This window comes from Arthrobacter sp. zg-Y40, from assembly GCF_020731535.1.
GTDB lineage: Bacteria > Actinomycetota > Actinomycetes > Actinomycetales > Micrococcaceae > Arthrobacter_B.
Window position 1 is genome coordinate 70,410 of sequence record NZ_JAJFZS010000001.1, and the last position, 23,905, is coordinate 94,314.

General features: G+C 65.2%; 24 protein-coding genes. 4 read left to right on the forward strand and 20 right to left on the reverse strand.

The genetic code is table 11. The annotated features are described in order from the left end of the window. Window positions 1-24 precede the first annotated feature (24 nt). From LJ754_RS00315 to LJ754_RS00335, 5 genes are all read right to left on the reverse strand, one after another. A complete protein-coding gene (locus LJ754_RS00315; protein ID WP_227924893.1) occupies window positions 25-1,602 on the reverse strand; it encodes a transporter in 1,578 nt (525 codons plus the stop codon). Further along, window positions 1,584-2,357 carry an ABC transporter ATP-binding protein gene (locus LJ754_RS00320; RefSeq protein ID WP_227913862.1) on the reverse strand — a complete coding sequence of 258 codons (774 nt, stop codon included), beginning with the start codon at window positions 2,355-2,357 and terminating at the stop codon, window positions 1,584-1,586. The genes LJ754_RS00315 and LJ754_RS00320 overlap by 19 nt, the downstream gene beginning before the upstream one ends. 136 nt (window positions 2,358-2,493) lie before the next feature. Continuing rightward, window positions 2,494-3,615, reverse strand: a complete 1,122-nt coding sequence (locus tag LJ754_RS00325) for an NADH:flavin oxidoreductase/NADH oxidase (protein ID WP_227924894.1) — start codon at window positions 3,613-3,615, stop codon at window positions 2,494-2,496. A gap of 16 nt (window positions 3,616-3,631) precedes the next feature. Then, window positions 3,632-4,606, reverse strand: a complete 975-nt coding sequence (locus tag LJ754_RS00330; protein ID WP_227924895.1) for a co-chaperone YbbN — start codon at window positions 4,604-4,606, stop codon at window positions 3,632-3,634. A 107-nt stretch (window positions 4,607-4,713) separates the two neighbouring features. Further along, window positions 4,714-6,390 (reverse strand): hypothetical protein, encoded by a 1,677-nt coding sequence (locus tag LJ754_RS00335; RefSeq protein ID WP_227924896.1) that lies wholly within the window; start codon window positions 6,388-6,390, stop codon window positions 4,714-4,716. A gap of 299 nt (window positions 6,391-6,689) precedes the next feature. Here LJ754_RS00335 and LJ754_RS00340 point away from each other — a divergent pair, with 299 nt between their 5' ends. Then, a complete protein-coding gene (locus LJ754_RS00340) occupies window positions 6,690-8,048 on the forward strand; it encodes an AI-2E family transporter (RefSeq protein ID WP_442860293.1) in 1,359 nt (452 codons plus the stop codon). Here LJ754_RS00340 and LJ754_RS00345 read toward each other — a convergent pair. Next, window positions 8,045-8,389, reverse strand: coding sequence for a hypothetical protein (locus LJ754_RS00345; protein ID WP_227913858.1), 345 nt, complete (start codon window positions 8,387-8,389; stop codon window positions 8,045-8,047). The genes LJ754_RS00340 and LJ754_RS00345 overlap by 4 nt on opposite strands. Window positions 8,390-8,429: 40 nt before the next feature. On the opposite strand from LJ754_RS00345, the gene nucS reads away from it, so the two are divergent. The 3 genes from nucS (at window position 8,430) to LJ754_RS00360 (ending at window position 10,841) form a co-directional block, all read left to right on the forward strand. After that, window positions 8,430-9,125, forward strand: a complete 696-nt coding sequence (gene nucS, locus LJ754_RS00350) for an endonuclease NucS (protein WP_227924897.1) — start codon at window positions 8,430-8,432, stop codon at window positions 9,123-9,125. Window positions 9,126-9,178: 53 nt separating this feature from the next. Continuing rightward, window positions 9,179-10,429 (forward strand): N-acetylglucosamine-6-phosphate deacetylase, encoded by a 1,251-nt coding sequence (locus LJ754_RS00355; protein ID WP_227924898.1) that lies wholly within the window; start codon window positions 9,179-9,181, stop codon window positions 10,427-10,429. Window positions 10,430-10,637: 208 nt separating this feature from the next. Beyond that, the gene (locus tag LJ754_RS00360) at window positions 10,638-10,841 is read left to right on the forward strand and encodes a cold-shock protein (protein WP_146361532.1); all 204 of its coding nucleotides are present in this window, start codon (window positions 10,638-10,640) and stop codon (window positions 10,839-10,841) included. Between the two features lie 92 nt (window positions 10,842-10,933). Here LJ754_RS00360 and murA read toward each other — a convergent pair whose 3' ends face one another. From murA to LJ754_RS00430, 14 genes are all read right to left on the reverse strand, one after another. Next, window positions 10,934-12,199: a UDP-N-acetylglucosamine 1-carboxyvinyltransferase gene (gene murA / locus LJ754_RS00365; RefSeq protein ID WP_227913855.1), complete on the reverse strand. Its 1,266-nt coding sequence runs from the start codon at window positions 12,197-12,199 to the stop codon at window positions 10,934-10,936. A 115-nt stretch (window positions 12,200-12,314) separates the two neighbouring features. Further along, window positions 12,315-12,743: a DUF2550 domain-containing protein gene (locus LJ754_RS00370; protein ID WP_227913854.1), complete on the reverse strand. Its 429-nt coding sequence runs from the start codon at window positions 12,741-12,743 to the stop codon at window positions 12,315-12,317. Window positions 12,744-12,752: 9 nt separating this feature from the next. Next, window positions 12,753-13,046 carry a F0F1 ATP synthase subunit epsilon gene (locus tag LJ754_RS00375; RefSeq protein WP_227913853.1) on the reverse strand — a complete coding sequence of 98 codons (294 nt, stop codon included), beginning with the start codon at window positions 13,044-13,046 and terminating at the stop codon, window positions 12,753-12,755. Between the two features lie 5 nt (window positions 13,047-13,051). Beyond that, window positions 13,052-14,515, reverse strand: a complete 1,464-nt coding sequence (gene atpD, locus LJ754_RS00380) for a F0F1 ATP synthase subunit beta (RefSeq protein ID WP_227913852.1) — start codon at window positions 14,513-14,515, stop codon at window positions 13,052-13,054. A gap of 80 nt (window positions 14,516-14,595) precedes the next feature. After that, window positions 14,596-15,489 (reverse strand): F0F1 ATP synthase subunit gamma, encoded by an 894-nt coding sequence (locus LJ754_RS00385; protein ID WP_227913851.1) that lies wholly within the window; start codon window positions 15,487-15,489, stop codon window positions 14,596-14,598. Between the two features lie 98 nt (window positions 15,490-15,587). Further along, entirely contained in the window at window positions 15,588-17,225 is a 1,638-nt protein-coding gene (gene atpA / locus LJ754_RS00390; RefSeq protein ID WP_227913850.1) for a F0F1 ATP synthase subunit alpha, read from the reverse strand. A 99-nt stretch (window positions 17,226-17,324) separates the two neighbouring features. Continuing rightward, window positions 17,325-18,140 (reverse strand): F0F1 ATP synthase subunit delta, encoded by an 816-nt coding sequence (locus LJ754_RS00395; RefSeq protein ID WP_227913849.1) that lies wholly within the window; start codon window positions 18,138-18,140, stop codon window positions 17,325-17,327. Then, window positions 18,140-18,688: a F0F1 ATP synthase subunit B gene (locus LJ754_RS00400; protein WP_227913848.1), complete on the reverse strand. Its 549-nt coding sequence runs from the start codon at window positions 18,686-18,688 to the stop codon at window positions 18,140-18,142. Before LJ754_RS00400 ends, LJ754_RS00395 begins: the two co-directional genes overlap by 1 nt. 44 nt (window positions 18,689-18,732) lie before the next feature. Beyond that, entirely contained in the window at window positions 18,733-18,951 is a 219-nt protein-coding gene (gene atpE / locus LJ754_RS00405; protein WP_227913847.1) for an ATP synthase F0 subunit C, read from the reverse strand. A gap of 73 nt (window positions 18,952-19,024) precedes the next feature. After that, the gene (gene atpB, locus LJ754_RS00410) at window positions 19,025-19,828 is read right to left on the reverse strand and encodes a F0F1 ATP synthase subunit A (protein ID WP_227913846.1); all 804 of its coding nucleotides are present in this window, start codon (window positions 19,826-19,828) and stop codon (window positions 19,025-19,027) included. An 85-nt stretch (window positions 19,829-19,913) separates the two neighbouring features. After that, a complete protein-coding gene (locus LJ754_RS00415) occupies window positions 19,914-20,189 on the reverse strand; it encodes an AtpZ/AtpI family protein (protein WP_227924899.1) in 276 nt (91 codons plus the stop codon). Further along, on the reverse strand, window positions 20,182-20,664 hold the full coding sequence (locus LJ754_RS00420; protein WP_227924900.1) for a hypothetical protein: 483 nt from the start codon (window positions 20,662-20,664) through the stop codon (window positions 20,182-20,184). Before LJ754_RS00420 ends, LJ754_RS00415 begins: the two co-directional genes overlap by 8 nt. A 149-nt stretch (window positions 20,665-20,813) precedes the next feature. Further along, the gene (locus LJ754_RS00425) at window positions 20,814-21,809 is read right to left on the reverse strand and encodes an MraY family glycosyltransferase (protein WP_227924901.1); all 996 of its coding nucleotides are present in this window, start codon (window positions 21,807-21,809) and stop codon (window positions 20,814-20,816) included. Continuing rightward, window positions 21,809-23,749, reverse strand: coding sequence for a polysaccharide biosynthesis protein (locus LJ754_RS00430; protein WP_227924902.1), 1,941 nt, complete (start codon window positions 23,747-23,749; stop codon window positions 21,809-21,811). The genes LJ754_RS00425 and LJ754_RS00430 overlap by 1 nt, the downstream gene beginning before the upstream one ends. Window positions 23,750-23,905 lie beyond the last annotated feature (156 nt).

A 23,905-nucleotide genomic window follows, 5' to 3' on the forward strand; every position in this document is an offset into this window, starting at 1 on the left:
GGACACCATCTTAGTACCCGGCACCTACTTGTTGACGGAGACCTGCTGCAGTAGTTCCGGACCCCGCGCGTCCACCCAGCGGCCACCTACACGGATCCCGGCAACCAGCAGCCCGCCGCCCAGCACCAGCCCTGCGGCAAGTGTCACAACACCCCAGAGCGTACTGCCGGTAACCACCGCGGCAACCGCCGGTGCCAGCACCGGCAGCAGCAGGGCGAACAGGACCATGCTGAAGACGCCCTGGACCAGCAGGGACCGGCCGGTGGACCCCGGCGGTGTCTTGAAGGCGTTTTCACCCGGCAGCGGCACGTTGTAGGTGTACCGCGCAGAAACGACGCTGGACACGCCCAAGCCCGCCAGCAGCGCGCCCAGCCCCACGCCCAGGGACGGCAGCACCAGCTCCGGCCAGCCGGTCAGGAACCCGGGCAGCACCGCCGCCAGGAGAACCGCCGGCACGGCAAACACGGCGCAGGCAAGGGCGCGGCCTGCCCGGTCCGCCCGGCCGCTCACGCCGGTGGACAGGTGCAGGGCAAAGGCGGTGTTGTCGTACGCGACGTCGGCGTGGAGCGAAAAGCCCAGCAGGAACCCGATCAGCGGAGCAAGCAGCAAGGTCACCAGCCAGGTGCCGTTGCCCTCGTAGCTGTTGGATCCGAAGACCAGGACCACGGCGAGCAGCGGCACAACCAGCAGCGAGGCGCTGTACCGCGGGTCGCGCAGCCAGTAGATCATGGCCCGGGCGGCAACAGCGCCGGACGGCGTGCCCGGGAACCGGGCGAACAATCCCAGCCCGCCGGCTTTGCCCCGGGCCGCTGCGGCCTGCGGCGGGTTGACCAGGGCGCGCTGCAGCAGCAGCTTCCAGGCCACTACCAGCGCCGCCAGGAAGGCTATAGCGATGAGGGCCTTGGCGGCCGCGGCGCCGTAGTTGCCCAGGGCCACGTCGCCGGGCACGGACCACACGGCTCCGAGCGGTGTCCAGGACAGGCCGGACGCCAGCCGGATAAGGAAGTCCCCGCTGGAGGCAATGCCCTCCCCTACGGCGGAAATGATGGGGCCCAGCAGGACCAGCGGGATGATCAGGAGCATCGTGCTCGCTTCGCGGAACCGACGCGAACCGGTCAGGGACACCGCTGCAGAAACCGTGACGCGCGCTGCAACCAGGCAGGTGAACAACGCCGCCGCGGCCATCACCAGTGCTGCGGCCAGGGCGGCCGGTGAACGGTACCAGCCCAATGCCTGTGCCAGTACCGCCAACGCCGTGGCGGCGCCGGGGATGCCGATGAGCCCGCCCACGGCCAGCCCCGCCAGCAGCTGCCGCATGGGAACGGCGTACGTGGTAAAGCGGGCCGGATCCAGGGTCAGATCCAGCCCGGAAAAAACGACCGGAATGAGCGCCCAGCCAAGGATGGCGGCGGAACCGGCGAGCACGACGGCGGTGCGCGCCAGTGCCGGGTCCGCGCCGACCACGAACAGTGCGGCCAGCAGGAAGGCCAGCAGCCCCAGGGCGTAAAGGGCGCCGAGGATGATCCCCACCAGCTGCCACGGGCTGCGGCGCAGCGAGTTGCGCAGCAGCAGCAGCTTCAGCCTCAGAAGGTGCGCAACCATTCCAGCCCCTCCGAGTGTGTACGGCCTCCCACGAGGGAAACAAAACGTTCTTCCAGGCTGGTGCCGCCGCGTACTTCATCCACGGTGCCCGCCGCCAGCAGGTTTCCGTTGGCTACCACCGCAACGTGGTCGCACATCCGCTGGACCAGGTCCATCACATGGCTGGACACAATTACGGTTCCGCCGGAGGAAACGTAACCGGACAGGATGTCGCGGATGTTGGCGGCGGAGACCGGATCCACCGCCTCGAAAGGCTCGTCCAGGACCAACAGCCGCGGTGCGTGGATAAGCGCGGAAGCAAGCGCCACCTTTTTGGTCATGCCCGCGGAGTAGTCCACCACCAGCTTGCCTGCATCCGCGGTGAGGTCCATCGCGGCCAGCAGGTCCTTGGTGCGCGAAGCCACCGTGTCCCGGTCCATGCCGCGCAGCAGGCCGGCGTAGGCCACCAGCTGCTCGCCGGTCAGCCGGTCAAAGAGCCGCACGCCGTCCGGCAGGATGCCCATCAGCCGCTTGGCTTCCAGGGGGTGGGCCCATACATCGGTGCCGTGCACCGCCGCAGTGCCCTGGTCCGGGCGGAGGAGCCCGGTGGCCAGGGACAGCATGGTGGTTTTGCCGGCGCCGTTGGGGCCCACCAGTCCGTAGAACGAACCGGCGGGCACGTCCAGGCTGATCCCGTTCACGGCCACCTTGCCGCCGAATCTTTTCGCGAGGCCGCGCACCGCCAGGGCGGGGGCCGGTCCTGGTGTTTGGGTCATGGGACCAGATTAACGCCGGGACGGGCCGGAGTGCTCCGCACAAAGGACCAGATTCACGCCCGTGTCCCCGGGGGAGGCTCCCTCCCGGGGACTACCTGCGCCGGCTGATCTGGATGCACCGGGCGGGCGGCGTGCCCTAGAAGCCGCCGGGCCGGGCGGCCCGCTCATACTGGGGCACCCAGGGCAGCTTCGCGTCCAGCTCGGCCGCGGCTCGCATCCACCAATGCGGGTCGCGCAGGGCGGCCCGGGCAATCAGGACGGCATCCGCCGAGCCTGCCTGCAGCACCTGCTCGGCCTGCGCGCCGGTGTCAATAAGCCCGACGGCGGCCGTGGGAACGGACGCTCCGCGGCGGACAGCCTCCGCGTATTCCACCTGGTAGTTCGGTCCTACGGGAATAACGGCACCCGGAACCGCTCCGCCGGTGGACACGTCGATGAGGTCCACTCCGTGTTCCCGGGCCTGCCGGGACAGGACCACCGAAGATTCAGAGTCCACTCCCCCGGGCATCCAGTCCGTGGCAGAGATTCGCAGCAGCAGGGGCATGGACTCGGGGATGACCGCCCGCACCGCGTCAATGACCGCCAGGGTCAGCCGGTTGCGTCCGTCTTCACTGCCGCCCCATGCATCGGTGCGTGTGTTGACCAGCGGGCTGAGGAACTGGTGCAGGAGGTAGCCGTGTGCACCGTGGATTTCGATGGTGTCGAAGCCGGCGTCCACCGCGCGTACCGCTGCGTCGGCGAAATCGGAGATGACGCGGCGGATGCCGGCCTCGTCCAGTTCGACGGGCGCGGCGTAGGTGCCGAACGGGTCCGCTGTGGGACCCACCGTCTGCCAGCCGCCGTCCCCGAGGGGAACGCTGCCGTGCCCGGCCGCAAAGGGAGCATAGGTGGAGGCCTTCCGGCCGGCGTGGGCCAGTTGGATGCCGATGCGTGCGTCCACGGCACCGTGCCGGTGCACGAAGTCGGTGATGCGGCGCCAGCCTGCAGCCTGCTCGTCATTCCATATACCGGCATCCTGCGGACTGATCCGGCCCTCCGGACTGACGGCAGCAGCTTCGGTAATAATCAGGGCTGCACCGCCGGCGGCAAAGGAACCCAGGTGCATCAGGTGCCAGTCATTGGGCACACCCGGCGCGTTGGCGGGGTCCGCGGGATTCACGGCGTCAGCTGAGTACTGGCACATGGCGGCGACCCAGCCGCGGTGGGCCAGCTCCAAACCGCGCAGGGTGATCGGGTCAAAAAGCGATGGTGTATCCACGGAAAAAGCGCCCTTCCTAGAACAGTGCCCGGGCGAGGGCGGAACGGGCCTTAGTGACCCGCGGATCGGATACACCCACTACTTCGAAGAGGTCCAGCAGCCGCAGCCGGGCTGTCTCCCGGTCCTCGCCGCGCACCCGCCCGATTAGGCCGGTGATGCGCCGGAAGGCGTCCTCAACGTGCCCGCCGGCAATGTCCAGGTCCGCCACGGCCAGCTGGGCCTGCACATTGTCGGGCTCCTCTGCACCTGCACGGCGGATCCCGTCGGCGTCCACCCCGCGCAGGCGGGCCATCAGCTCCACTTGTGCCAGGCCGGCCTTGGCTTCTGCGTCGGCAGGCTGCTCTGCCAGCGCCTTGCGGTAGGCGGCCGCGGCGGCGTCATAGTCCTCGGCATTGATGGCGTCGAAGGCTTCCTGGTGCAGCGGAGGCAGCGGGGCCTCTTCGGCCGGCGTTTCAGGGGCAGCCCCGTCCAGGGCGCCGTTGACGCCGTTGGTAGCGGCAACCTGCATCAGTTCAGCAACAACGGCGCGGATCTGTTCTTCGGGCAGGGCCCGGTCGAACAGGGGCACCGGCTGGCCCTTGAGCACGGCTGCGACGGTGGGAACCGCAATAGCCTGGAAGGCCTGGGCAATCTGCGGATAGGCGTCAACGTCAACGCGGGCAAGCAGCATCCTGCCGTTCTGCTCGACGGCGACGGCGGCCAGGACCGCTGAAACATTCTGCGACTCGGCGCTGGTATGCGAATACAGGTCGATGACCACCGGCACATCAGCGGAAAGCTGCACCACCTGCGGGAAGGTCTGCTCCGAAACCTCCACAACAAAGGGTGAGGAAGCGGGCGCGGCTCCAGCTGCCGGGCCGGAGGCAGGGGCGGCGGCTGCCGCAGCGGGCGGGGCGGCGGAACGGGCCTTGAGGGCGGAGAGGTCGACTGCACCCCGCAGGTTCACAGGTGAGGGGGCCGCCGGCGACGGGCGGTGGTTCGGTGTGCTCATTTCTTCACCTTATTACGCCGCGCCCCGTCACCGGCAAGCCCGTGCCCGCATCCCTGCCGGCGGCGTGGGGCTTGCCCCGGATCCCTTGCGCTCCGCCGCCTTCGCAGCTACTTCAGGGTTGCGCCCAACAGCTGCTGGGCGGCACCCACCACCTGCGCCTGGCTGTTGCTCCCGGCGGCAGGAACGTAGACCATCACCGCTTCACCGTGGCGCACGTCAATGCCTGCATCGGTGTTGGCCTGGCCGGTGAGCGACTGGTACACGGTCCCTTCCAAGTTGATCGAGTCGCCGGCTTCCTTGGGGGTGCTGGAGAACGTGTTGGCGAGGTAGCCGAAAACGATGGCCCCGCCGTCGGCCGTGCGCAGCGCGTGCGTAGCCGAGGGCTCGGCAGTGTGCGTAAACGTGTTCGTGGCGAACTCGTTCTTGGGGTCGGTCTTGACCTGTTCCTGGAACTTCACCACGTCCTCGGTGAACCGGTTTCCGGCGAATGTTGCCTTGTTGTCGCCCTGGGGGTTGGTCAGCGAATCGGCGAGGGCGGCCACGGCCTGCTGCGGGCTCATCAGGAGACCGTTGGCGGAATCGGCCGGAATCTGGTCAGCGCCGGTTCCAGCGGCAGGGGGCTGCGGGAACGTGCTCGCCGGAAGCATCTGGACGGCTGATACAAGCTTGTAGTTCTCGCGTGCCGAGGCCTGGACCAGCAGGAGGGCCTGCGGCACAGGGTTGGCCTCGCCCTGGGTGACGGCGACGATGGTCCGGGGCCAGCTGTCGGTGGCGGCAACTGACTGGGTCCGCAGAGTCTGCGCAGCCACCGGAACCGGAGCTTCGTGATCGGCAGCCTTCGCAGCCACCGCATAGTTCGCCTCGCGCAGGGCATAGGCGGAGCCGCCGACGCGGGGTGCCAGTGCGTTCGCGTCCTTCGCCGCATCGCCGGCCTCAACGGTGCCGGCGACGTCGGCAAGGATGCGTTCCAGCTGCGAATCCAGCACAACCGGGCGGGAGCCTGCTGAACCCTCTTCCGCCAACGCGGGGGCGGGGGTGGCCACAAGTACCAGCGCTGCGGCGGCAGCTGCCGCCATGGCCGGACGACGGCGTGCGGGGGCATGGGCGGTGAAAGCAGAGGTGGAGCTGGGTGACTTTTCGGCGGGAACAGAACGGTTGTCCGGGCCGGCGCTGCGGCGGCCGCCGCGGCGCGGGGTGTCACCGCTGCGCAGGAAGCCCAGGGCAAGGCCGAGGACCGCCAGCAGTGCACCGAGCACAATCAGCGGAACGGCAAGCGGCCGGCTGGCGTCACTGTCCCAGGTCAGCGTCACGTCGCCGGGAGCAGCAGCGGTGCCGTCGGTGGCCAGCAGGATCTCCCAGTCGCCCTCAGCCGGCGCCTTCCAGTCATAGGACAGCTCGCCCTCCCCTGCTTCCTCTACTACCCAGAGGTCGGAACCGGCAGGATTCGGGGTCTTCGCCTCGCCCTGTTCGGAGGCTGCGGCCAGCTCGTCGCCGTCTGCGGCTTCCAGCCGGTTGGCGGCGGCTTCGCCTACCCACGCTTCGACGTCGTTGGCCCGGCCAACCGCCAAGGTGAAGGGGGCATCCTGGCGGACCGTGATTTCCACGCCGTCCGGATAGCCGGCCAGCAGTTCCGCGTCGAGGACGGTCACCGGTGCTTTGGCGTCGCTGACGGCAGCGGACGCCGATTCGGTCTCCGGGGGCGCCCAAATGGTGCGCTGCCCAATGCCTACGAGCATCAGCAACACCCCAAGGACGATCAGCGGAACTGCAAATTTGTTTCGCACAACTTACCTATCTTCAGTCAACGACATCTCTGGGCGGCCGCATCCCTGCCCCGGGCAGGCGGGAGCGGGGCCTCATATACGGCGGCCCCGGCGCGGCGGTTTATTAGTTGTCCTGGCACTTTATAACCCAATGGTAACGAAATCCCGTTCCACCTCCCATTCGCGCCGCCGGCGCCCGCTGCTGTCCGGGTGCGGGGATGCCGCCGAGGATGCGGGAGGAACGGACCGCAAAGGGCCACGGCTGATAGGGTTTCGCAACGTACCAAGAGGCAAAAACAGCAGAGGGAGAGCGTACGCAAATGAGCGAGAACGAGGACGTGCCTGTCCACGCACCGCTCCCCGGACCGGCTGCGAAGGGACCCCGCACGGCAAACCCCGATTCAGCGGAGACCGGCGGTACCCGCGGGGCAGCGGGGCGGACGCGGATGCCCGGGTTCCTCTCCACGGCATCGGACCGGGTGCGGTACAGCCTGCGCCACGGAGTGCCGGGCGCCCGGCCCCGGCGGCGCTTCGAGTTTCCGCCGGAGGAAACGCCCGAAGTCGTAGTGGATCCAGAGGTCCGGCTGCCGGATGAACGCCTGAGCATCAGCGGTGCCGAGCATGCCGAACCCGACGTCCACAGCCTGCGTACCCATCCCATTTACTTCGGCTTTATGCTCACCGTGGGCGTGGGGCTGGCCCTGCTGCTGTACTTCGTCATCACCAACGTGGGCGAGTTGCTGGTGTGGATCGGGGCCGCGCTCTTCATTGCCCTGGGGCTGGACCCGGTGGTCCGCTGGCTCGCGGCCCGGCGCATCCCCCGTCCCGCAGGCATCGCCATCACGGTGCTGGTGCTGGCCGGCGTCGTCGCCGCCTTCTTCGCAACACTGATTCCCACAATCGTCAGCCAGACCTCGGAAATTATTTCCAAGGCGCCGGGCTACGTCGATAACTTCCTGGCCTCGGACTTCTTCATTAACATTGACCGGCAGTTCAAGGTCCGTGACCGGATCGACGAGGAGGTCACGAAGTTCTTCTCGAACGGTGATGCCGTGGGCGGGGTGTTCGGCGGGGTCCTCAGCGTTGGCACCGTGATTGCCAACGGCCTGTTCGGCGCGTTGATCATCCTGGTCCTGACCCTGTATTTCCTGGCCTCCCTGCCCTCCATGAAGAAGTGGGCCTACCGGCTCGCCCCGCGCAGCCGCCGCCGGCGGGTGGAAGCCCTGTCCGAGGAAATCACCGGCAGCGTGGGCAACTACGTGATTGGCCAGGGATTCGTAGCCCTCCTCGACGCCACCTACGCGTTCATTGTGATGACGATTACCGGGGTACCGTTCTCGGTGCTGCTCGCGTTCCTGGTGGCGCTGCTGGCCTTCATCCCGCTGGTGGGTCCGCCCATCGCGCTGGTCCTGGTGTCACTGGTGGCACTGACCGTGGGGTGGCAGACGGCAGTCGTGTTCGCCATCCTGTACATGGCCTACCTGCAGTTCGAAGCGTATTTTGTTTCGCCGCGGGTGATGCAGCGCGCCGTGGCGGTGCCCGGGGCGGTGGCCGTCATCGCGGTGATCGCCGGCGGCACCCTGCTGGGCGTCCTCGGCGCACTCATCGCCATTCCCACTGCGGCGGCGATCCTGCTGCTGCTCAAGGAAGTCTTTATCGCCCGCCAGGACCACCACTAGTATCGGCGGCGGATCCGCCAGCAGTGGCTGTGCCAGTGCCGGCGGCCCTCCACTGCCGCCTGCCGGCCCAGCAGCGAGTCCTCCTGCCAGACCACCAGGTGCGGAGTTCCGGGCGGAATGACCTGCCCGCAGCCGGGGCACCGGTAGTCCTTGGCAGCGTTCTTGGCGGTGATCTGCCGCACGGACCATTCTCCGTCGGGGCCGCTCTCATGGTGCGGAATTCCGGCGCGGGTACGCTCCAGATCCATGTCCGGGGCCGCAGCGGCCCACTTGCGCCGGGCATTCCTGCCGGCGGGGCTGCCGGCGGCGGGCGCGCGGCGGGGACGGTTGGAACGGGGCATGTAAGTCATTTTGCCGCAGATGAGCCGGTAAAGTGCAACTGTGCGTTTAGTAATAGCCCGCTGCTCCGTTGACTACGTCGGCCGCCTCCGTGCCCATTTGCCCCTGGCCGTAAGGCTCCTGATGGTCAAGGCCGACGGTTCCGTCCTGATCCATTCCGACGGCGGCTCCTACAAGCCGCTGAACTGGATGAGCCCTCCGGCCACCATGCGCAGCGTGGAACCGGACGCTACGGATGCCGAAGCCGGTGTCACGGAAGTATGGAACGTCCAGAGCGCCAAGACCGACGACCGCCTGGTGATCAGCATCCATGAGCGGTTCTCCGACGTTTCCCATGACCTGGGCGTTGACCCCGGACTCATCAAGGACGGCGTGGAAGCGGACCTGCAGCGGCTGCTGGCCGAACAGATCAACCGCCTGGGCGAGGGCTACACCCTCATCCGCCGCGAGTACATGACGGCCATCGGTCCCGTGGACATCCTGGCCCGCGATTCCTCCGGTGCCACGGTGGCCGTGGAGCTCAAGCGCCGCGGCGACATCGACGGCGTCGAGCAGCTGACCCGCTACCTTGAACTGCTCAACCGGGATCCGCTGCTGGCTCCGGTCAAGGGGATCTTCGCCGCCCAGCAGATCAAGCCGCAGGCCCGGGTGCTGGCCGAAGACCGGGGCATCTCCTGCCTGACCCTGGACTACGATGCCATGCGCGGAGTGGATGACCGGGACTCCCGTCTTTTCTGAGCCTGCAGTTGCGCTGCTGCCCCGCCGGCTCAGGGCATGCCTAGAATCGGTGCATGACTCCTACTGCGCCTTCCGCAACCCGCGGCTATCTCCGGGGCACCGTCCTCACTCCCGACGAGCCGGTTTCCGACGGCGTGCTGGCCTTCGAGGGCGACCGGATTGTGTATGCCGGACCCGCGTCCGGATTTGATGACGCCGGGTGGCCGGACCCGGTGGCGGTCCCCCCTGGTGCGCTGATCATTCCCGGCCTGGTGGACCTGCACTGCCACGGCGCCCTGGGCTCCGACTTCGCCACCGCCGGCCCCGACGGGATCCGGCAGGCGGTATCCTTCCTGCACGCCTCGGGGACCACTTCCCTGCTGGCCAGCATGGTCACCGGATCCCGCCAGTCCCTCCTGGCGGCCGCGGAGCGGCTGGGCGCCCTGGCCCGCGAGGGGCTCATTGCGGGCATCCACGCCGAGGGGCCCTTCCTCTCGCCGGTGCGCCGGGGTGCGCAGGACCCCGAGTACCTGCTCGCTCCCGATCCGGATTTCGTGGATGCGCTGGTAGAGGCTTCCGACAGTGAGCTGGTGACCATGACCTACGCTCCGGAGCTTCCAGGGGCCGAGGACCTGGTGGACCGGCTCATCCTGCGGGGCGTCACCCCCTCCCTGGGCCACACCGACGCCGACGACGCCACCGCCGCGGCGTCGCTTGCGTGGGCCCGTGACGAGATGGATGAGGCCGGGTTTGACGGTTACGCGCCCCGGCCCACCGTGACGCACCTGTTCAACGGAATGCCGCCGCTCCACCACCGCTCCCCCGGGCCTGCCGCTGCCTGCCTGCGGGCCGCACGGAAGGGCGACGCCGTGGTCGAGGTAATTGCCGACGGCGTGCACATGGACCCGGCCATGGTGCGGACCGTCTTCGAGCTGGCAGGCGCCGACAACATAGCCCTGGTCAGTGATGCCATTGCAGCTACCGGTCTGCAGGACGGCAGCTACCGGCTGGGCAACCTGGCCGTGGAAGTCCGTGCCGGTACCGCCCGCCTGGCCGGGGGTGGATCAATTGCCGGCGGCACGGCCACCCTGCTGCAGTGCCTGCAGCGGACCGTGGCTGCGGGCGTGCCGCTGCACGACGCCGTGCGCGCCGCAGCCGAGGTGCCTGCCGACGTGCTCCGGCTGGCGGACGAGGTTGGCGCACTTCGCCGGGGACTGCGCGCCGACGCACTGGTGCTTACACCCGATCTTCAGCTGCACGCGGTGCTGCGGCTCGGCTCCTGGCTGGACGCCCCGGAAACTCTGAAAACTGGGAAAAATAGTTGAAAATTTTTCGTTTCCGGCATTGACCCCGGAAATAGGTTATGCCACTCTATTACCAAGTCTTTGTGTAGGTGTATTTCATGCTCGCAAGACCGTTGCGAGCGAGAAGCTCCTCAAGGAACTGCTGAACGGCAAGAACTTGGGCTTTCTTGCTTCAGTAACATAACCCGGCACGAAGCGTGCAGGTAAGTTCCATTTATGAGGAGAAACAATGGCTCAGGGTACCGTCAAATGGTTTAACGCCGAAAAGGGCTTCGGCTTCATCACCCCGGACGACTCCGACGGCGACGTCTTCGTCCACTACTCCGAAATCCAGACCAACGGATTCAAGACCCTCGACGAGAACCAGCGCGTTTCCTTTGAAATCGGCCAGGGCGCCAAGGGCCCCCAGGCCACCGGCGTCACCGCCCTCTAAGGACCGCGTTCCCTTCGGGACAACAGTTTTGCAGCAAACGTAAAAGCCCCCGGCAGCTGCCGGGGGCTTTTACGTTTTCGAGGGTTCGTCCTTTATCCGCGGCGGCGCACCACATTGGCGCCCAGGCCGCGAAGGTTTTCCATAAAGTTCTCATAGCCGCGATCGATATGCTCCACGCCGCGCACCTCGGTAGTTCCGTCTGCCGCAAGACCGGCAATAACCAGCGCAGCTCCGGCACGAATGTCATTGGCGACAACCGGCGCAGCGGAAAGCATCGGCACGCCCTGGATAAGGGCGTGGTGGCCGTCCAGCCGGACCACTGCCCCCAACCGGGCCAATTCTGACGTAAAGCCCCAGCGCGCTTCAAACACATTCTCCGTCACCATTCCCGAACCGGCTGACACCGCGTTCAGGGCCACCACAAACGGTTGCAGATCGGTGGGGAAACCCGGATAAGGCAGGGTCGATACATTGATCGGTTCCGGCGTGGCCGGACCCTTCACGGAGAACCAGTCCTCCCCCGTGCTGACCTCGCAGCCGGCCTGGACCAGTTTGTCCAGCACCACGGCCAGAGCCGATGCATCTGCGGACCGTACTTCGATTTCGCCCCCGGTGATCGCCGCCGCAAACGCCCACGTTCCGGCAACAATCCGGTCCGGCACGGTGCGGTGGACCACAGGATGCAGTGCGTCGACGCCCTCGATGACCAGCGTGTTGGTACCCACGCCGGTGATCCGGGCACCCATCGCATTGAGCATCTGCGCAATGTCACTGATCTCCGGTTCGCGCGCAGCGTTGTCGATCACCGTGCGTCCGCGGGCCAGGGTGGCTGCCATCATCAGGTTTTCCGTGGCACCCACGCTGGGGAAGTCCAGGATGTGAGCCGCGCCGTGCAGGCCTTCCGGCACCGACGCCACCAGGTAGCCGTGGTCTATCCCGATCGAGGCGCCCATCAGCTCGAGTCCGGAACGGTGCATGTCCAGTCCGCGGGAACCGATGGCGTCGCCGCCGGGCAACGCCACCTCGGCGCGCCGGCACCGGGCCACCAGCGGGCCAAGTACGGAAATGGAGGCCCGCATGGCACGGACCAGGTCATAGTCGGCCTGGTGGCCCAACTCCCGGGGCACATCCACCGCCACGGACGCGGCGTCGACGTCGTAGTCCACTGTGCAGCCCAGCCGGCGCAGCAATTCGGCCATGATCCAGACGTCCTGGATGTTGGGCACGTTGGTGATGACCGACCGCCCCTGCGCGAGCAGGGTTGCGGCCATCAATTTCAGGACGCTGTTCTTCGCGCCGGGAACAGTGACGGCGCCGCGCAGGGTGGACGGACCGGTAACAACAATGACGTCTTCCATTACTCCATTCTAGGTGGAGCCGGCGCACCGTCCGGGCCGCCAACAGTGCCCGGACAGCACAAAAGGCACAGGGGAATCCCTGTGCCTTTGATGCTTGGGCTTTGGCCGGCCGGTGCTACCGCCAGGTGCCGATGCCAACTACGGGGCCGGCTTCGATCCAGGACGACAGTCCGGTGTAGGCCTCATAGTTCATGGCCACCAGGACAGCGCTGCCCTCGTAATTCAGCCGTACCACTACGGCGCCCGGCTGGATGCGTGCGCGCTCGGCCTCGGTGGGTTCGCGCCAGCCGCCCATTTCCAGCGAACTGCGCAGGAAACGGTAGGGCGGGCGCGGACTCAGTGATACGAGCCGCAGCCACTCCAAGTGGGTGTCCGTATAACGGCAAACCCCCATCCGCCACCCGCCGGGCGGGAAGCAGATGGAGGCATCAAGAGTCCCCAGGGTGCGCCGCAGCTGACTGCGGCGCACCCAGAAAAGCAGTACTGCGAGGACAAGCAGCCCGAACAGGGCAGCCAGCGCAATGAACACGTAAGAACCGTCCATTGGTGGGGGTCAGCGGATCCCGGCGGTTGCTTCGTTGGTCACCTTCGCATTGTCGGCCACAATGACCACGCGGTTGTTGTCCACGGAGAAGAAACCACCGTCGACGCTCACCTCAATGCGGGAGCCGGAAACCGGCTCAATGGCCAGTCCACCCTCAGCAAGGATGGCCAGCACCGGCGAGTGGCCGGGAAGGATCCCGATCTCGCCGTCGCTGGTGCGGGCCTTGACCATCTTCGCCGCACCGGACCACACGAAGTGGTCGGCTGCGACAATCTCAACCTGGAGTTCAGCAGTGTCCGCCATGGGGCTCACTTCCCGGTCTGCTCTTGGATCTTCGCCCACTGACGCTCGACATCATCCATGCCGCCGACGTTGAAGAAGGCCTGCTCGGCGATGTGGTCCACGTCGCCGTCGCAGATGGCCTTGAAGCCCTCGATGGTGTCCTTGACGGAAACCGTGGAGCCTTCGACGCCGGTGAACTGCTTGGCGGTGTAGGTGTTCTGCGAGAGGAACTGCTGGATACGGCGTGCACGCGACACGACGATCTTGTCCTCTTCGGAGAGTTCGTCGACACCGAGGATGGCGATGATGTCCTGCAGTTCCTTGTTTTTCTGAAGGATCTGCTTGACGCGGATAGCCGTGTCGTAGTGCGCCTGGCCGACGTACTGGGGGTCGAGGATGCGCGACGTCGAGGTCAGCGGATCCACGGCCGGGTACAGGCCACGGGATGCGATTTCACGGGAAAGTTCCGTGGTCGCGTCCAGGTGGGCGAACGTGGTGGCCGGGGCCGGGTCGGTGTAGTCGTCAGCAGGGACATAAATGGCCTGCATGGACGTGATCGAGTGACCCTTGGTGGACGTGATGCGCTCCTGCAGCAGACCCATCTCGTCAGCCAGGTTCGGCTGGTAGCCCACGGCGGAAGGCATGCGGCCGAGAAGAGTGGAAACCTCGGAACCTGCCTGCGTGAAGCGGAAGATGTTGTCGATGAAGAGCAGCACGTCCTGGTTCTGCACATCGCGGAAGTATTCCGCCATGGTCAGGCCGGAGAGGGCCACGCGAAGGCGCGTTCCCGGCGGCTCATCCATCTGGCCGAATACAAGGGCCGTGTCCTTCAGGACGCCTGCCTCTTCCATTTCAACCCAGAGGTCGTTGCCTTCACGGGTACGCTCGCCAACACCGGCGAATACCGAGGTACCGCCGAAGTTGCGGGCAACACGGGTGATCATTTCCTGGATCAGAACGGTCTTGCCGACGCCGGCACCGCCGAACAGGCCGATCTTGCCGCCCTTGATGTACGGGGTCAGGAGGTCGATCACCTTGATGCCGGTTTCCAGCATCTCGGTGGAGCCCTCGAGGTCCGCGAAGTTCGGTGCCTTGCGGTGGATCGGCCAGCGCTCGGAGATTTCAAGCTTGTCAGCCGGAACGTCCAGGGGCTCGCCCAGCACGTTGAAGATGTGGCCCTTGACGCCGTCGCCTACGGGCACGGAGATGGGGGCACCGGTGTCGACCACGGCTGCGCCGCGGACCAGGCCGTCAGTGGCCTGCAGGGAGATTGCACGGATGAGGTTGTCGCCCAGGTGCTGGGAGGTCTCAAAGGTGATGGTGCGGGTTTCGCCGTTGACCGTCAGTTCGGTGGTCAGGGCGTTGTAGATGGTGGGGATTGCGTCAGCCGGGAATTCGACGTCGACAACCGGGCCAATGACACGGGCGATACGGCCTGTGGCGCCCGGTGCTACGGAGGTTGCTCCGTGCTCGGCAGTTTGGGCAGTCATCTCTCTCACTTCACTCAGTTAGATGGCGTGTGGACTAAGTTTTGTTTTGCGTTGGAGCTTCTTGCGGCGGTTGCTGCTGGTTAGGACGCGCTGAGCGCGTCTGCTCCGGCGACAATCTCCGAAAGCTCCTGGGTGATTTCAGCCTGACGGGCGTTGTTGCGAAGTCGCGTGTACTTCTTGATCAGGTCCGTGGCGTTATCCCCTGCGGCCTTCATGGCGCGCTGGCGGGCGGCAAGCTCGGAAGCCGCGGCCTGGAGCATGGCTGCGAAGATGCGCGACTCGATGTAGCGCGGCAGCAGTGCGTCCAGGACCTTTTCCGGCTCGGGCTCGTATTCGTAGAGAGGCAGGAACTCAGCGGTTGACTGGGCTTCTTCCTCTACTACCTCCAGCGGCAGCAGTCGGATGACCGCAGGTTCCTGAATAACCATGGACTTGAAGCGCGTGTACACGATGTGGATTTCGTCCACGCCGCCGTCTTCGTAGGCCGTATTGAAGTCATCGAGGAGTGCCTTGCCGATTTCTCGGGCTGTTTCGAACTCGGGTGCGTCGGTACCGCCGGTCCAAACCCGTTCCACGGAACGGTTGCGGAAGTCGTAGTACGCCTGCGCCTTGCGTCCGACAAGGTAGGTCTTAACTTCCTTGCCCTCTTCACGGAGCAATTCATTAAGTGCTTCGCCCTGCTTGAGGACACCGGCGGAGTATGATCCGGCAAGACCGCGGTCGGAGGTCATGATGACCACGGCTGCGCGCCGGATCTGCTCCGGTTCGGTGGTCAGCGGATGATCGATCTCCGACTGGGATGCCACAGCAGAAACGGCACGGGTGATCGCATTGGAGTAAGGCAGTGACGCAGCCACACGGGTGCGCGCCTTTCCAATGCGAGAGGCAGCAATCAGCTCCATCGCCTTGAAGATCTTCTGCATCGACGTGGTCGACGCGATCTTCTGGCGGTAGACCCGAATTTGGGCTCCCATACTTTTCCTTTCAGTTCCTAGCGTTCGAACTAGGGGCTAAGGCAAGGGCAAAGGGTCCGCTGCCGGGCGGTGTGCCCGGCAGCGGAGGTCCAAAGCCGTTAGCGCTTCTGCTTGACGATCTTTTCCTGGTCTACGGCTTCCCCGTCCAAGGCGGAGGTTTCTTCGTGGCCGGCGGCAACCATGCGGTTGTCACCTTCGCCGAAGAAGCCCTGCTTGAAGTTGGTGATGAGGGTCTTCATCTCATCAACCGTGGAGTCCTCGAGCTTGTTCGTCTCGGCCAGGACGGTCATGACGGACGAGGAGTGGCGTACGTGCTCCAGGAACTCGGCCTCGAAGCGGCGCACGTCCTCAACGGGAACGTCGTCCAGGTAGCCGTTGGTGCCCATCCAGATCGATACGACCTGGTCTTCCACCGGGTACGGGGCGTACTGGCCCTGCTTGAGCAGTTCCATCAGGCGTGCGCCGCGGGTCAGCTGCTGGCGGGAAGCCGCATCCAGGTCCGAAGCGAACATGGCGAATGCCTGCATGTCGCGGTACTGGGCCAGTTCCAGCTTCAACGTACCGGAGACCTTCTTCATGGCCTTCTGCTGTGCGGCGCCACCAACACGCGACACGGAGATACCGACGTCGACGGCGGGGCGCTGGTTGGCGTTGAACAGATCCGACTGGAGGAAGATCTGGCCGTCAGTGATGGAGATGACGTTGGTCGGGATGTAGGCCGAGACGTCATTTGCCTTGGTCTCGATGATCGGCAGGCCGGTCATCGAGCCTGCACCGAGCTCGTCGGAGAGCTTGGCGCAACGCTCCAGCAGGCGGGAGTGCAAGTAGAAGACGTCGCCCGGGTAGGCTTCGCGTCCCGGCGGGCGGCGCAGCAGCAGCGACACGGCGCGGTAGGCTTCGGCCTGCTTGGAGAGATCATCAAAGATGATCAGGACGTGCTTGCCGCCGTACATCCAGTGCTGGCCGATGGCCGAACCGGCGTACGGTGCCAGGTACTTGAAGCCGGCCGGGTCGGATGCCGGGGAGGCCACAATGGTGGTGTACTCCATGGCGCCCTTGTCTTCCAGCGTGCGCTTGATTTCAGCGACAGTGGAAGCCTTCTGACCGATGGCGACGTAGATGCAGCGAACCTGCTTCTGCACGTCGCCGGAGTCCCAGTTGGCCTTCTGGTTCAGGATGGTGTCCACGGCAATGGCGGTCTTACCCGTCTTGCGGTCACCAATGATCAGCTGGCGCTGTCCGCGGCCGATCGGGATCATGGCGTCGATTGCCTTGAGGCCGGTCTGGAGCGGCTCGTGGACCGACTTCCGCTGGGTAACGCCCGGTGCCTGGAGTTCCAGGGCACGGCGTGCCTCGGCCTGGATCGGGCCCAGGTCATCCATGGGCTCGCCCAGCGGGTCGACAACGCGGCCCAGGAAGGCATCGCCTACGGGTACGGACAGGACTTCACCGGTGCGGTGAACTTCCTGGCCTTCTTCGATACCGGCAAAGTCGCCAAGTACAACGACACCGATTTCACGGGTGTCAAGGTTCTGGGCCAAGCCCAGCGTGCCGTCCTCGAACCGAAGCAGCTCATTCGCCATAACGGAGGGCAGGCCCTCCACACGGGCAATGCCGTCGCTGGCGGTGGTTACGCGGCCAACTTCAACGCGCTCTGCGTTTCCGGGTTCGTAGGACGCCGCGAATTCATTCAACGCATTACGGACGTCGTCGGCGTTGATGGTCAATTCGGCCATCTGCAGTCCCTGCTCTCCTATGTTGTGATCATCGCTTGAAAGCCGATGACCGTGATTGGTACTCAATTGTTTCTCCGGCCGTTTCCGGCCGTGACGTGACTAGACAGCGAGCTTTCGGCGAAGTTCAGTCAGGCGTGTTGCAACGGTGGAATCAACTACTTCATCCCCCACTGTGACACGGATGCCGCCCAGAATCGCCGGGTCCACGTTGACGTTGATCTTCAGCTCGCGGCCATACAGTCCGTTGAGAGAGGACTGCAGACGCTTCTGCTGTTCCTGCGTCAGCGGACGGCTGGACTGCACTTCGGCAATCCACCGCTGCTGCCGGGCAGCTACCAGTTCCATGAAGCGGGTGACCAGTGCCGAGGGCCGCAGGCCGCGCGGGGCGGTCACTGCCTGCCTGATCAGCACCTTTGCTTCAGCGCCCGCGCCCGGTACCAGCTTCAGCGCCAGTTCGGAACGCGCTGCGGCCGAAGCCTGCGGTTCCTGCAGGGCACGCTGCACCTCATGGTTGGCTGCAACGGCCTGGTTGAAGCGGAACAGTTCGCTTTCCAGGGCCTCGAGCCCGGCCAGGCCGGGACCCTTGTTTTCCGCTACAGCGGAAACAACCGTTGCACCCAGGGTTTCCAGGGCATCGCCGAGGTCACGCGCAGTGCGCCACCGCGACTCCACCAGAGAAGCAACAAGCTGCTCGGCGCTGGTCGAAACCTTGCCGCCTACCAGCTTCGAGACCAGGGCTGCCTTGGCGGAGGCTTCACGAGCCGGATCCGTCAGTGCGCGGACCAGACCGGCGTCGCTGTCCAGCAGGCCAAGAATTCCAAAGAGTTCCTCGGCCAGGGACGCAGTGGCGCCGGGAAGCATGCCTTCCAGCTTCGTCTGTGCCGCGGCCAGGGACTCGCTCGATATACCTGCCATTACTGGACCGCACCTGCGTTCTGGGATTCCAGGTCGTCAAGGAAGCGGTCAACTACACGGGCAGCACGGGCATCGTCGGCGAGGGACTCGCCTACGATCTTGCCTGCCAGCTCCGTGGCGAGGGTGCCCACTTCGCTGCGGAGGGAAACGACAGCTGCCTGGCGCTCCGCCTCAATGGCGACGTGGGACTGTTCCATGATGCGGGCGGATTCGGCGCCTGCCTTGGCCTTGAGATCAGCGAGGATCTGGGCGCCTTCGGCGCGTGCTTCCTCACGGATCCGGTTGGCCTCGGTGCGGGCATCGATCAGCTGCTGCTTGTATTCATCCAGGGCCGCGCTGGCCTCGGCCTGTGCGGCTTCGGCCTTCTTGAGTCCGCCTTCGATGGCCTCGGTACGCTCTGCGTACGTCTTCTCGAACATCGGGACGACGAACTTGACCACGATGAACATCAGCACAGCGAAGCCAAGCAGTGTTACGAGGATCTCCCAGATGTTTGGGATCAGAGGATTCGCGCCTTCTTCAGCGGCGAGGATTAGTGCCTCGTTCATTTCAATCCGTCCTATCTACTTGGTTAGGAAAATACGCGCTGAAGTTAGCTGAGGACGAACGCGAAAACCAGACCAAGGATAGCCAGTGCTTCAGTCAGTGCCAGGCCCAGGAAGGCGATGGGCTGCAGGACGCGCTGGGCTTCCGGCTGACGGGCTACACCGTTGATGTAGGCAGCGAAGACCAGGCCCACGCCGATGGCGCCGCCGATGGCGGACAGACCGTAGCCGACGAGGTTGATGTTGCCGTTGATTTCACCAATCATTTGGCTTGTTCCTTTCAAGATGCCCCGGAGGGCAGGTTGTGTGGTTCAGGGGTTTCCCCCGGAGAGGGGAGGTTTAGTGTTCCTCGGCGATTGAGCCTTGGATGTAGATCGCGGTCAGCAGGGTAAAGACGTAGGCCTGCAGGACCTGGATCAAGACTTCGAACAGGAACATAGCGACGCCGCCGATCAGGGTGAGAGCACCCAGCGGCTTCAGCAGTCCCTCAGCCTCGAGCAGCAGGAACGAGGTTCCGGCACCCGCCAGCATGATGATGAGGTGGCCCGACAGCATGGTTGCGAAGAGTCGCAGGCTGTGCGTGATCGGACGGACCAGGAAGGTGGAGATGATTTCGATCAGCACCACGAGGGGCAGGATGGCAATCGGCACGCCGGACGGAACCGTGGCGTACTTGAAGTAGGCAATGCCGTGCTTCTTGATGCCGAGGATGATCCAGGTGAAGTACACGATGCCGGCCAGGGCGTAAGCCGTGCCCACGTGGGACGTGGTCGGCAGCTGCGCCAGCGGGATGCTGCCCCAGAGGTTGTTGATCAGGATGAAGAAGAAGAGCGAGAACAGCAGCGGGGTGAAGGCCTTGAAGTCCTTTTCACCGATGATGTCCCGGCCGATCGAGTTGCGAACGAAGTTGTAGCTCCACTCGCCCAGGAACTGCAGCCGGCCCGGGACCATCTGGCCCTTTCGGGCAGCGGCTACGAAGAACCATCCGAGAATGAGGACGGAAAGGAGGATAAGCAGCATCTGCTTACCAAATCCTTCTCCACTTTCGGCGCCCCAGGGAAGGATCTCAGGGAGGTGCATGTCTTCGAGGGTGGGTGGAACGAATCCCTCGTCATTGGAGGCGGGAAGCGCAAGCGCGATCAACGCGTTTCCTCTCTGCTGTGTCCATCGTTGGGCATATCATTGGCGGGCACGCGCGAGGTGCGCCCTCTAAACAGGTTTTGTGAAATCAATTCGATTTATCCGTATCCGGCTGTTTTCCACCCTTGGCGGGTCGGTCCGCATCCGTGGCCTGCCTGTGCGCGGCGGCCACATAGTAGCCACTGACCGCGCCCAGAACGATACCGGCCGGTAAAATCCAGCGAGTTCCCAGGAGACTATCCAGGCTCCACCCTATCAAACCCCAGGCGATGATTCCCGCCAGCACATACTGCAGTGCTGCGCGGCGCCTGGACGCGGGAGCTTGGAAGGCTGCGGGGGTAACTGCGGGCTTTTTCTCAGGCATTCGAAGCTCCTTCGCTGGAAGGTTCCGCTGCTTCGGTAAAGATCAGGTGCCGGGTTGCTGCAAAGGCACGGATCTCCGTTGCCTGCCACAGAACCACGGCGCCGACAGCACTCAACGCAAACCATTCACGGTGCAGCCATTCCGGCGTACCCAATCCGAAAAGAATGACGGCGAAACCCACAACTTTTATGGCATAGGTAACTACGAACATTCCAATTGCGCCCGAAGGATTCCTCCGGCCGACAAAATGCCCAACCAAGAGGCTGATGCCGAAGAAGGCCGCAATGAGGAACCATCCGAGCACAGAACTTGCCGCAGCGTATCCGTCCGCAAACACTGCCGCCGAGGCCGCAGCCAGCACGGCTGCGCCCCCGGTGACGGCAAGGGCCCGACCGAGGATCCCCAGCCAGGGGGCCTTCGTTGGCCCGGAGGGGGTCAGGAACCCGCTGGTGCGGGAACCGTCTGTGGATCTCATGTGTGGGCAGTCTTCCTTGTCTGGATGGTTCGCCTGGATACTTCTGGAAAAGGCGCGGGGCTACCGCGACCCTTGAATTCTACAGTACATAGAAGAAGCCCCTGGCCCGGCCGCGGCGCAGGCAGCTCCCTACCGGACCGCCTGCGCGGCTACTGGGCGTAGCGCCGCGCGAAGAGTGCAGGCGAAGCGAGGTAGAACACCACCACGGCGACGGCGAAGAGGACTCCGGCCAACGTGGTGCCGGCCCCCGCGCCCGCTGTGAACAGGCCTGCCAGGCCCACCACCAGGGTGCAACCGGTCACCAGCAGGGACACCTGGACATGGCTCAGTCCGGCGTCGGTCAGCCGCTGGTACACATGCTGGCGGTGCGCCGTGTACCACCGCTCTCCCCTGCGCACCCGGCGCAGGAGCGTTGAAAACGTGTCCGCCAGGTACACCAGGAGCGGGAACAGCAGGTACTCCACATAAACGCCGGCAAGGAAAGCAGCCACAGCGGTACCCGCAACGGAAGCGCCCAGCAGATAGCTTCCGACGTCCCCCAGGAACACCTGTCCCCTGCCGAGGTTCCACGGCAGGAAAGCGGCAAACGCAGCAGCCGTGACGGCACCGGCAACAGTCAGCCAGACATGGTCCGACAGCACGCCGCTGATGGAATAAAGCACTCCCACCACCAGTCCGTGCAGGCCGGAAATGCCGTTGATGCCGTCCATGAAGTTGGCCACGTTGATGTAGGCCGCAATGGCCACTCCGCCCACCGGCACCCACCACCAGCTCTGCTCCATGGTCCAGGCCAATGCAGCCGTGCCCGCCAGCCCGATAACCAGCTGGCTGCCGGCACGCGTCCGGACGGATACACCGCGCCAGTCTTCAATCCAGCCAAGCAGCGAGGCCAGGCCGATGACCGCAATGAGGATGGCGATAATGGACCGGTCAACAGAGACGAGTCCGGTAGCCAGGGACAGTACCAGCCCCGCCAGGACACCGGCAGCGACCGTCAGGCCCACACCGCGGATCACCACGGTGGTGTGGGAGGACCGCTCGTTTGGAACATCCAAAACGCCCAGCCGGCGCAGCAGCGGGATAAAAACAAAGGGCAGCAGCAGGCTTATCAGGAACGCCGCCGCCGCGCATACGGCCAGCAGCATCAGCCGGTCCGCCGTTCACGGTAGGCGTCGCCGCCGTTCAGTTCGCCGCCGTCCAGTTCGCGGCCGTCCACGGGGGAATCCGTTCCCTCGGGGCTGGCCCCGGAAAGCCGTACTACCCCGGCCCCACCCTCAACAGCGGGCGCGCCGGCAATCCCGCAGCGCCGCAGCCAGTCGGCCAGATCCAGGTCCTCTGGATTGAGGACCGCCACGGACGCGTGGGAGATCTTGGGGTGGAACGGCCGTGAATCCTCTTCACCGGACCCCACCAGGATTTCGTGCATTTTTTCACCCTGGCGCAGGCCGGTGAACACAATATCGATGTCCTTGCCGGACATGGCGATCATGCGGCGGGCAACGTCGAGGATCTTCACCGGTTCGCCCATGTCCAGGATCATGACCTCACCGCCGCGGCCGATTGCCCCGGCTTGGATCACCAACTGGCAAGCCTCGGGAATGGTCATAAAGAAGCGGGTGACCTCGGGGTCCGTAACGGTCAACGGACCGCCTTGGCGGATCTGCTCGCTGAAGAGCGGAAGCATGGACCCCCGGCTGCCGATGACGTTGCCGAACCGCACCGACACGTACTGCTCGCCGGTGGCCTGCGCCATCCAAGCGGTCAGCTTCTCGGCTACCCGCTTGGAGTGCCCCAGGACGGTGGTGGGGTTGGCTGCCTTGTCAGTGGAGATGTTCACGAAGTGGCGCACGCCCGCCTTCCGGGCAGCGGCCAGCACGTTTGAGGTGCCCAGCACATTGGTTTTCCATGCTTCCTGCGGGTACTGCTCCAGCAGCGAAACGTGCTTGAGGGCGGCGGCATGGAAAACGACGTCGGGACGGCGCTCGGCAAAGATGCGCTCCAGTGCCTGCGGATCCCGGATATCGGCCAAAACCGTGTCCCTGCCGTCCAGCAGCCCGCGTCCGGTGATGGAAAGCTGGGTGAGCTGCAGCCCGGTCTCATCCCGGTCCACCATGATCAGCTCCCCCGGATTGAACGCGGTGATCTGGCGGCACAGTTCGGAGCCGATGGACCCGCCGGCACCGGTGACCAGCACCTTCTTGCCGGACAGGTAGCCGGCCACCTCCTCAACGCGGATGTCCACGGGCCGGCGGCCAATCAGGTCCTCCACCGCGACGTCGCGGAATTCCGTGAGACCGGCGCCCTCGCCTTTGGACAGCATGTCCTTGAGCGGAGGCAGGACAAGTACGCGCAGGTCCAGGCCCTCTGCACGGTCCGAAATCTCGCGCACCTGTTTGGCTTCGACGTCGGCAATGGCAACAATCAGCACGGTGGCGCGGGTGCGGTGCACCACCTCGGCAAGGTCGGTGAGTTTGCCCAGGACCGGGACAGTCGCCAGCCGCAGGTGCTTCTTGGCGGGGTCGTCGTCAATCAGGCCCACCGGGTAATACGGGGATCCGGGATCCTTCATCATCCGGGACACAAGGGAACCGCCCAGGAACCCGGCACCGTAGATCAGCGTGCGCTGGGCCTCTTCGCCCGGACGGGCCCTGCTCTCCACGTACATCCGCTTCACGTAGCGGATGGCCGCCATGAACAGGCAGGCGAACGGGAAGGCGATCATTCCGGTGCTTCGCGGGATGTCGATCACCAGGCCGAACAGGGCACTGGCAAGGACCAGGATGGCGGAGACTATGAGCGTCACCACGGCCAGCAGGCGCATCTCGTGGAAGCTGCCGAAGCTGTAGCGCCCGCGGTAGAGGGCGAAGGAATACCCGACGATCAGCTGGGTCAGGACTGCCACGCCGCAGAACACGGCCAGTCCCCCCGGATTGATCTGCTCAACCGTCAGCTCGTACCGCAGCACAAGCGCCAGGACGATGGATACGATCCAGGCCAGGGAATCCAGCATGTACTGCGACCACAGCCACAGGACAGGTTTTTCCTCCCTTGGAAGGCTGGCGGTCTCCGTAGGTTTTTGCCTCATGGTCCTCAACGGGTAGGTACCCGGCTCTCTTCTCGGTGGTGCGAAGAACAGGTGGAAGAATCCGGTGTAATAGACTGGAATCTATTCAGCATACTAACTGCACACCCTGTTCTGTTCCGGCCCTGCTGTTTAGACGGGGCCGTTCCTGCGGGTGGC

Bases quoted from the DNA above. Each gene is read 5' to 3' on its own strand.
- LJ754_RS00395 (WP_227913849.1), bottom strand. From the start codon at position 18,140: ATGGCAGGTATATCGAGCGAGTCCCTGGCCGCGGCACAGACGAAGCTG.
- LJ754_RS00370 (WP_227913854.1), bottom strand. From the start codon at position 12,743: ATGGACGGTTCTTACGTGTTCATTGCGCTGGCTGCCCTGTTCGGGCTG.
- LJ754_RS00360 (WP_146361532.1), top strand. From the start codon at position 10,638: ATGGCTCAGGGTACCGTCAAATGGTTTAACGCCGAAAAGGGCTTCGGC.
- LJ754_RS00385 (WP_227913851.1), bottom strand. From the start codon at position 15,489: ATGGGAGCCCAAATTCGGGTCTACCGCCAGAAGATCGCGTCGACCACG.
- LJ754_RS00400 (WP_227913848.1), bottom strand. From the start codon at position 18,688: ATGAACGAGGCACTAATCCTCGCCGCTGAAGAAGGCGCGAATCCTCTG.
- atpE (WP_227913847.1), bottom strand. From the start codon at position 18,951: ATGATTGGTGAAATCAACGGCAACATCAACCTCGTCGGCTACGGTCTG.
- LJ754_RS00345 (WP_227913858.1), bottom strand. From the start codon at position 8,389: ATGCCCCGTTCCAACCGTCCCCGCCGCGCGCCCGCCGCCGGCAGCCCC.
- LJ754_RS00420 (WP_227924900.1), bottom strand. From the start codon at position 20,664: ATGAGATCCACAGACGGTTCCCGCACCAGCGGGTTCCTGACCCCCTCC.
- atpA (WP_227913850.1), bottom strand. From the start codon at position 17,225: ATGGCCGAATTGACCATCAACGCCGACGACGTCCGTAATGCGTTGAAT.
- atpD (WP_227913852.1), bottom strand. From the start codon at position 14,515: ATGACTGCCCAAACTGCCGAGCACGGAGCAACCTCCGTAGCACCGGGC.
- LJ754_RS00315 (WP_227924893.1), bottom strand. From the start codon at position 1,602: ATGGTTGCGCACCTTCTGAGGCTGAAGCTGCTGCTGCTGCGCAACTCG.
- LJ754_RS00375 (WP_227913853.1), bottom strand. From the start codon at position 13,046: ATGGCGGACACTGCTGAACTCCAGGTTGAGATTGTCGCAGCCGACCAC.
- LJ754_RS00355 (WP_227924898.1), top strand. From the start codon at position 9,179: ATGACTCCTACTGCGCCTTCCGCAACCCGCGGCTATCTCCGGGGCACC.
- LJ754_RS00430 (WP_227924902.1), bottom strand. From the start codon at position 23,749: ATGAGGCAAAAACCTACGGAGACCGCCAGCCTTCCAAGGGAGGAAAAA.
- LJ754_RS00330 (WP_227924895.1), bottom strand. From the start codon at position 4,606: ATGAGCACACCGAACCACCGCCCGTCGCCGGCGGCCCCCTCACCTGTG.
- murA (WP_227913855.1), bottom strand. From the start codon at position 12,199: ATGGAAGACGTCATTGTTGTTACCGGTCCGTCCACCCTGCGCGGCGCC.
- LJ754_RS00415 (WP_227924899.1), bottom strand. From the start codon at position 20,189: ATGCCTGAGAAAAAGCCCGCAGTTACCCCCGCAGCCTTCCAAGCTCCC.
- LJ754_RS00320 (WP_227913862.1), bottom strand. From the start codon at position 2,357: ATGACCCAAACACCAGGACCGGCCCCCGCCCTGGCGGTGCGCGGCCTC.
- LJ754_RS00340 (WP_442860293.1), top strand. From the start codon at position 6,690: ATGAGCGAGAACGAGGACGTGCCTGTCCACGCACCGCTCCCCGGACCG.
- LJ754_RS00425 (WP_227924901.1), bottom strand. From the start codon at position 21,809: ATGCTGCTGGCCGTATGCGCGGCGGCGGCGTTCCTGATAAGCCTGCTG.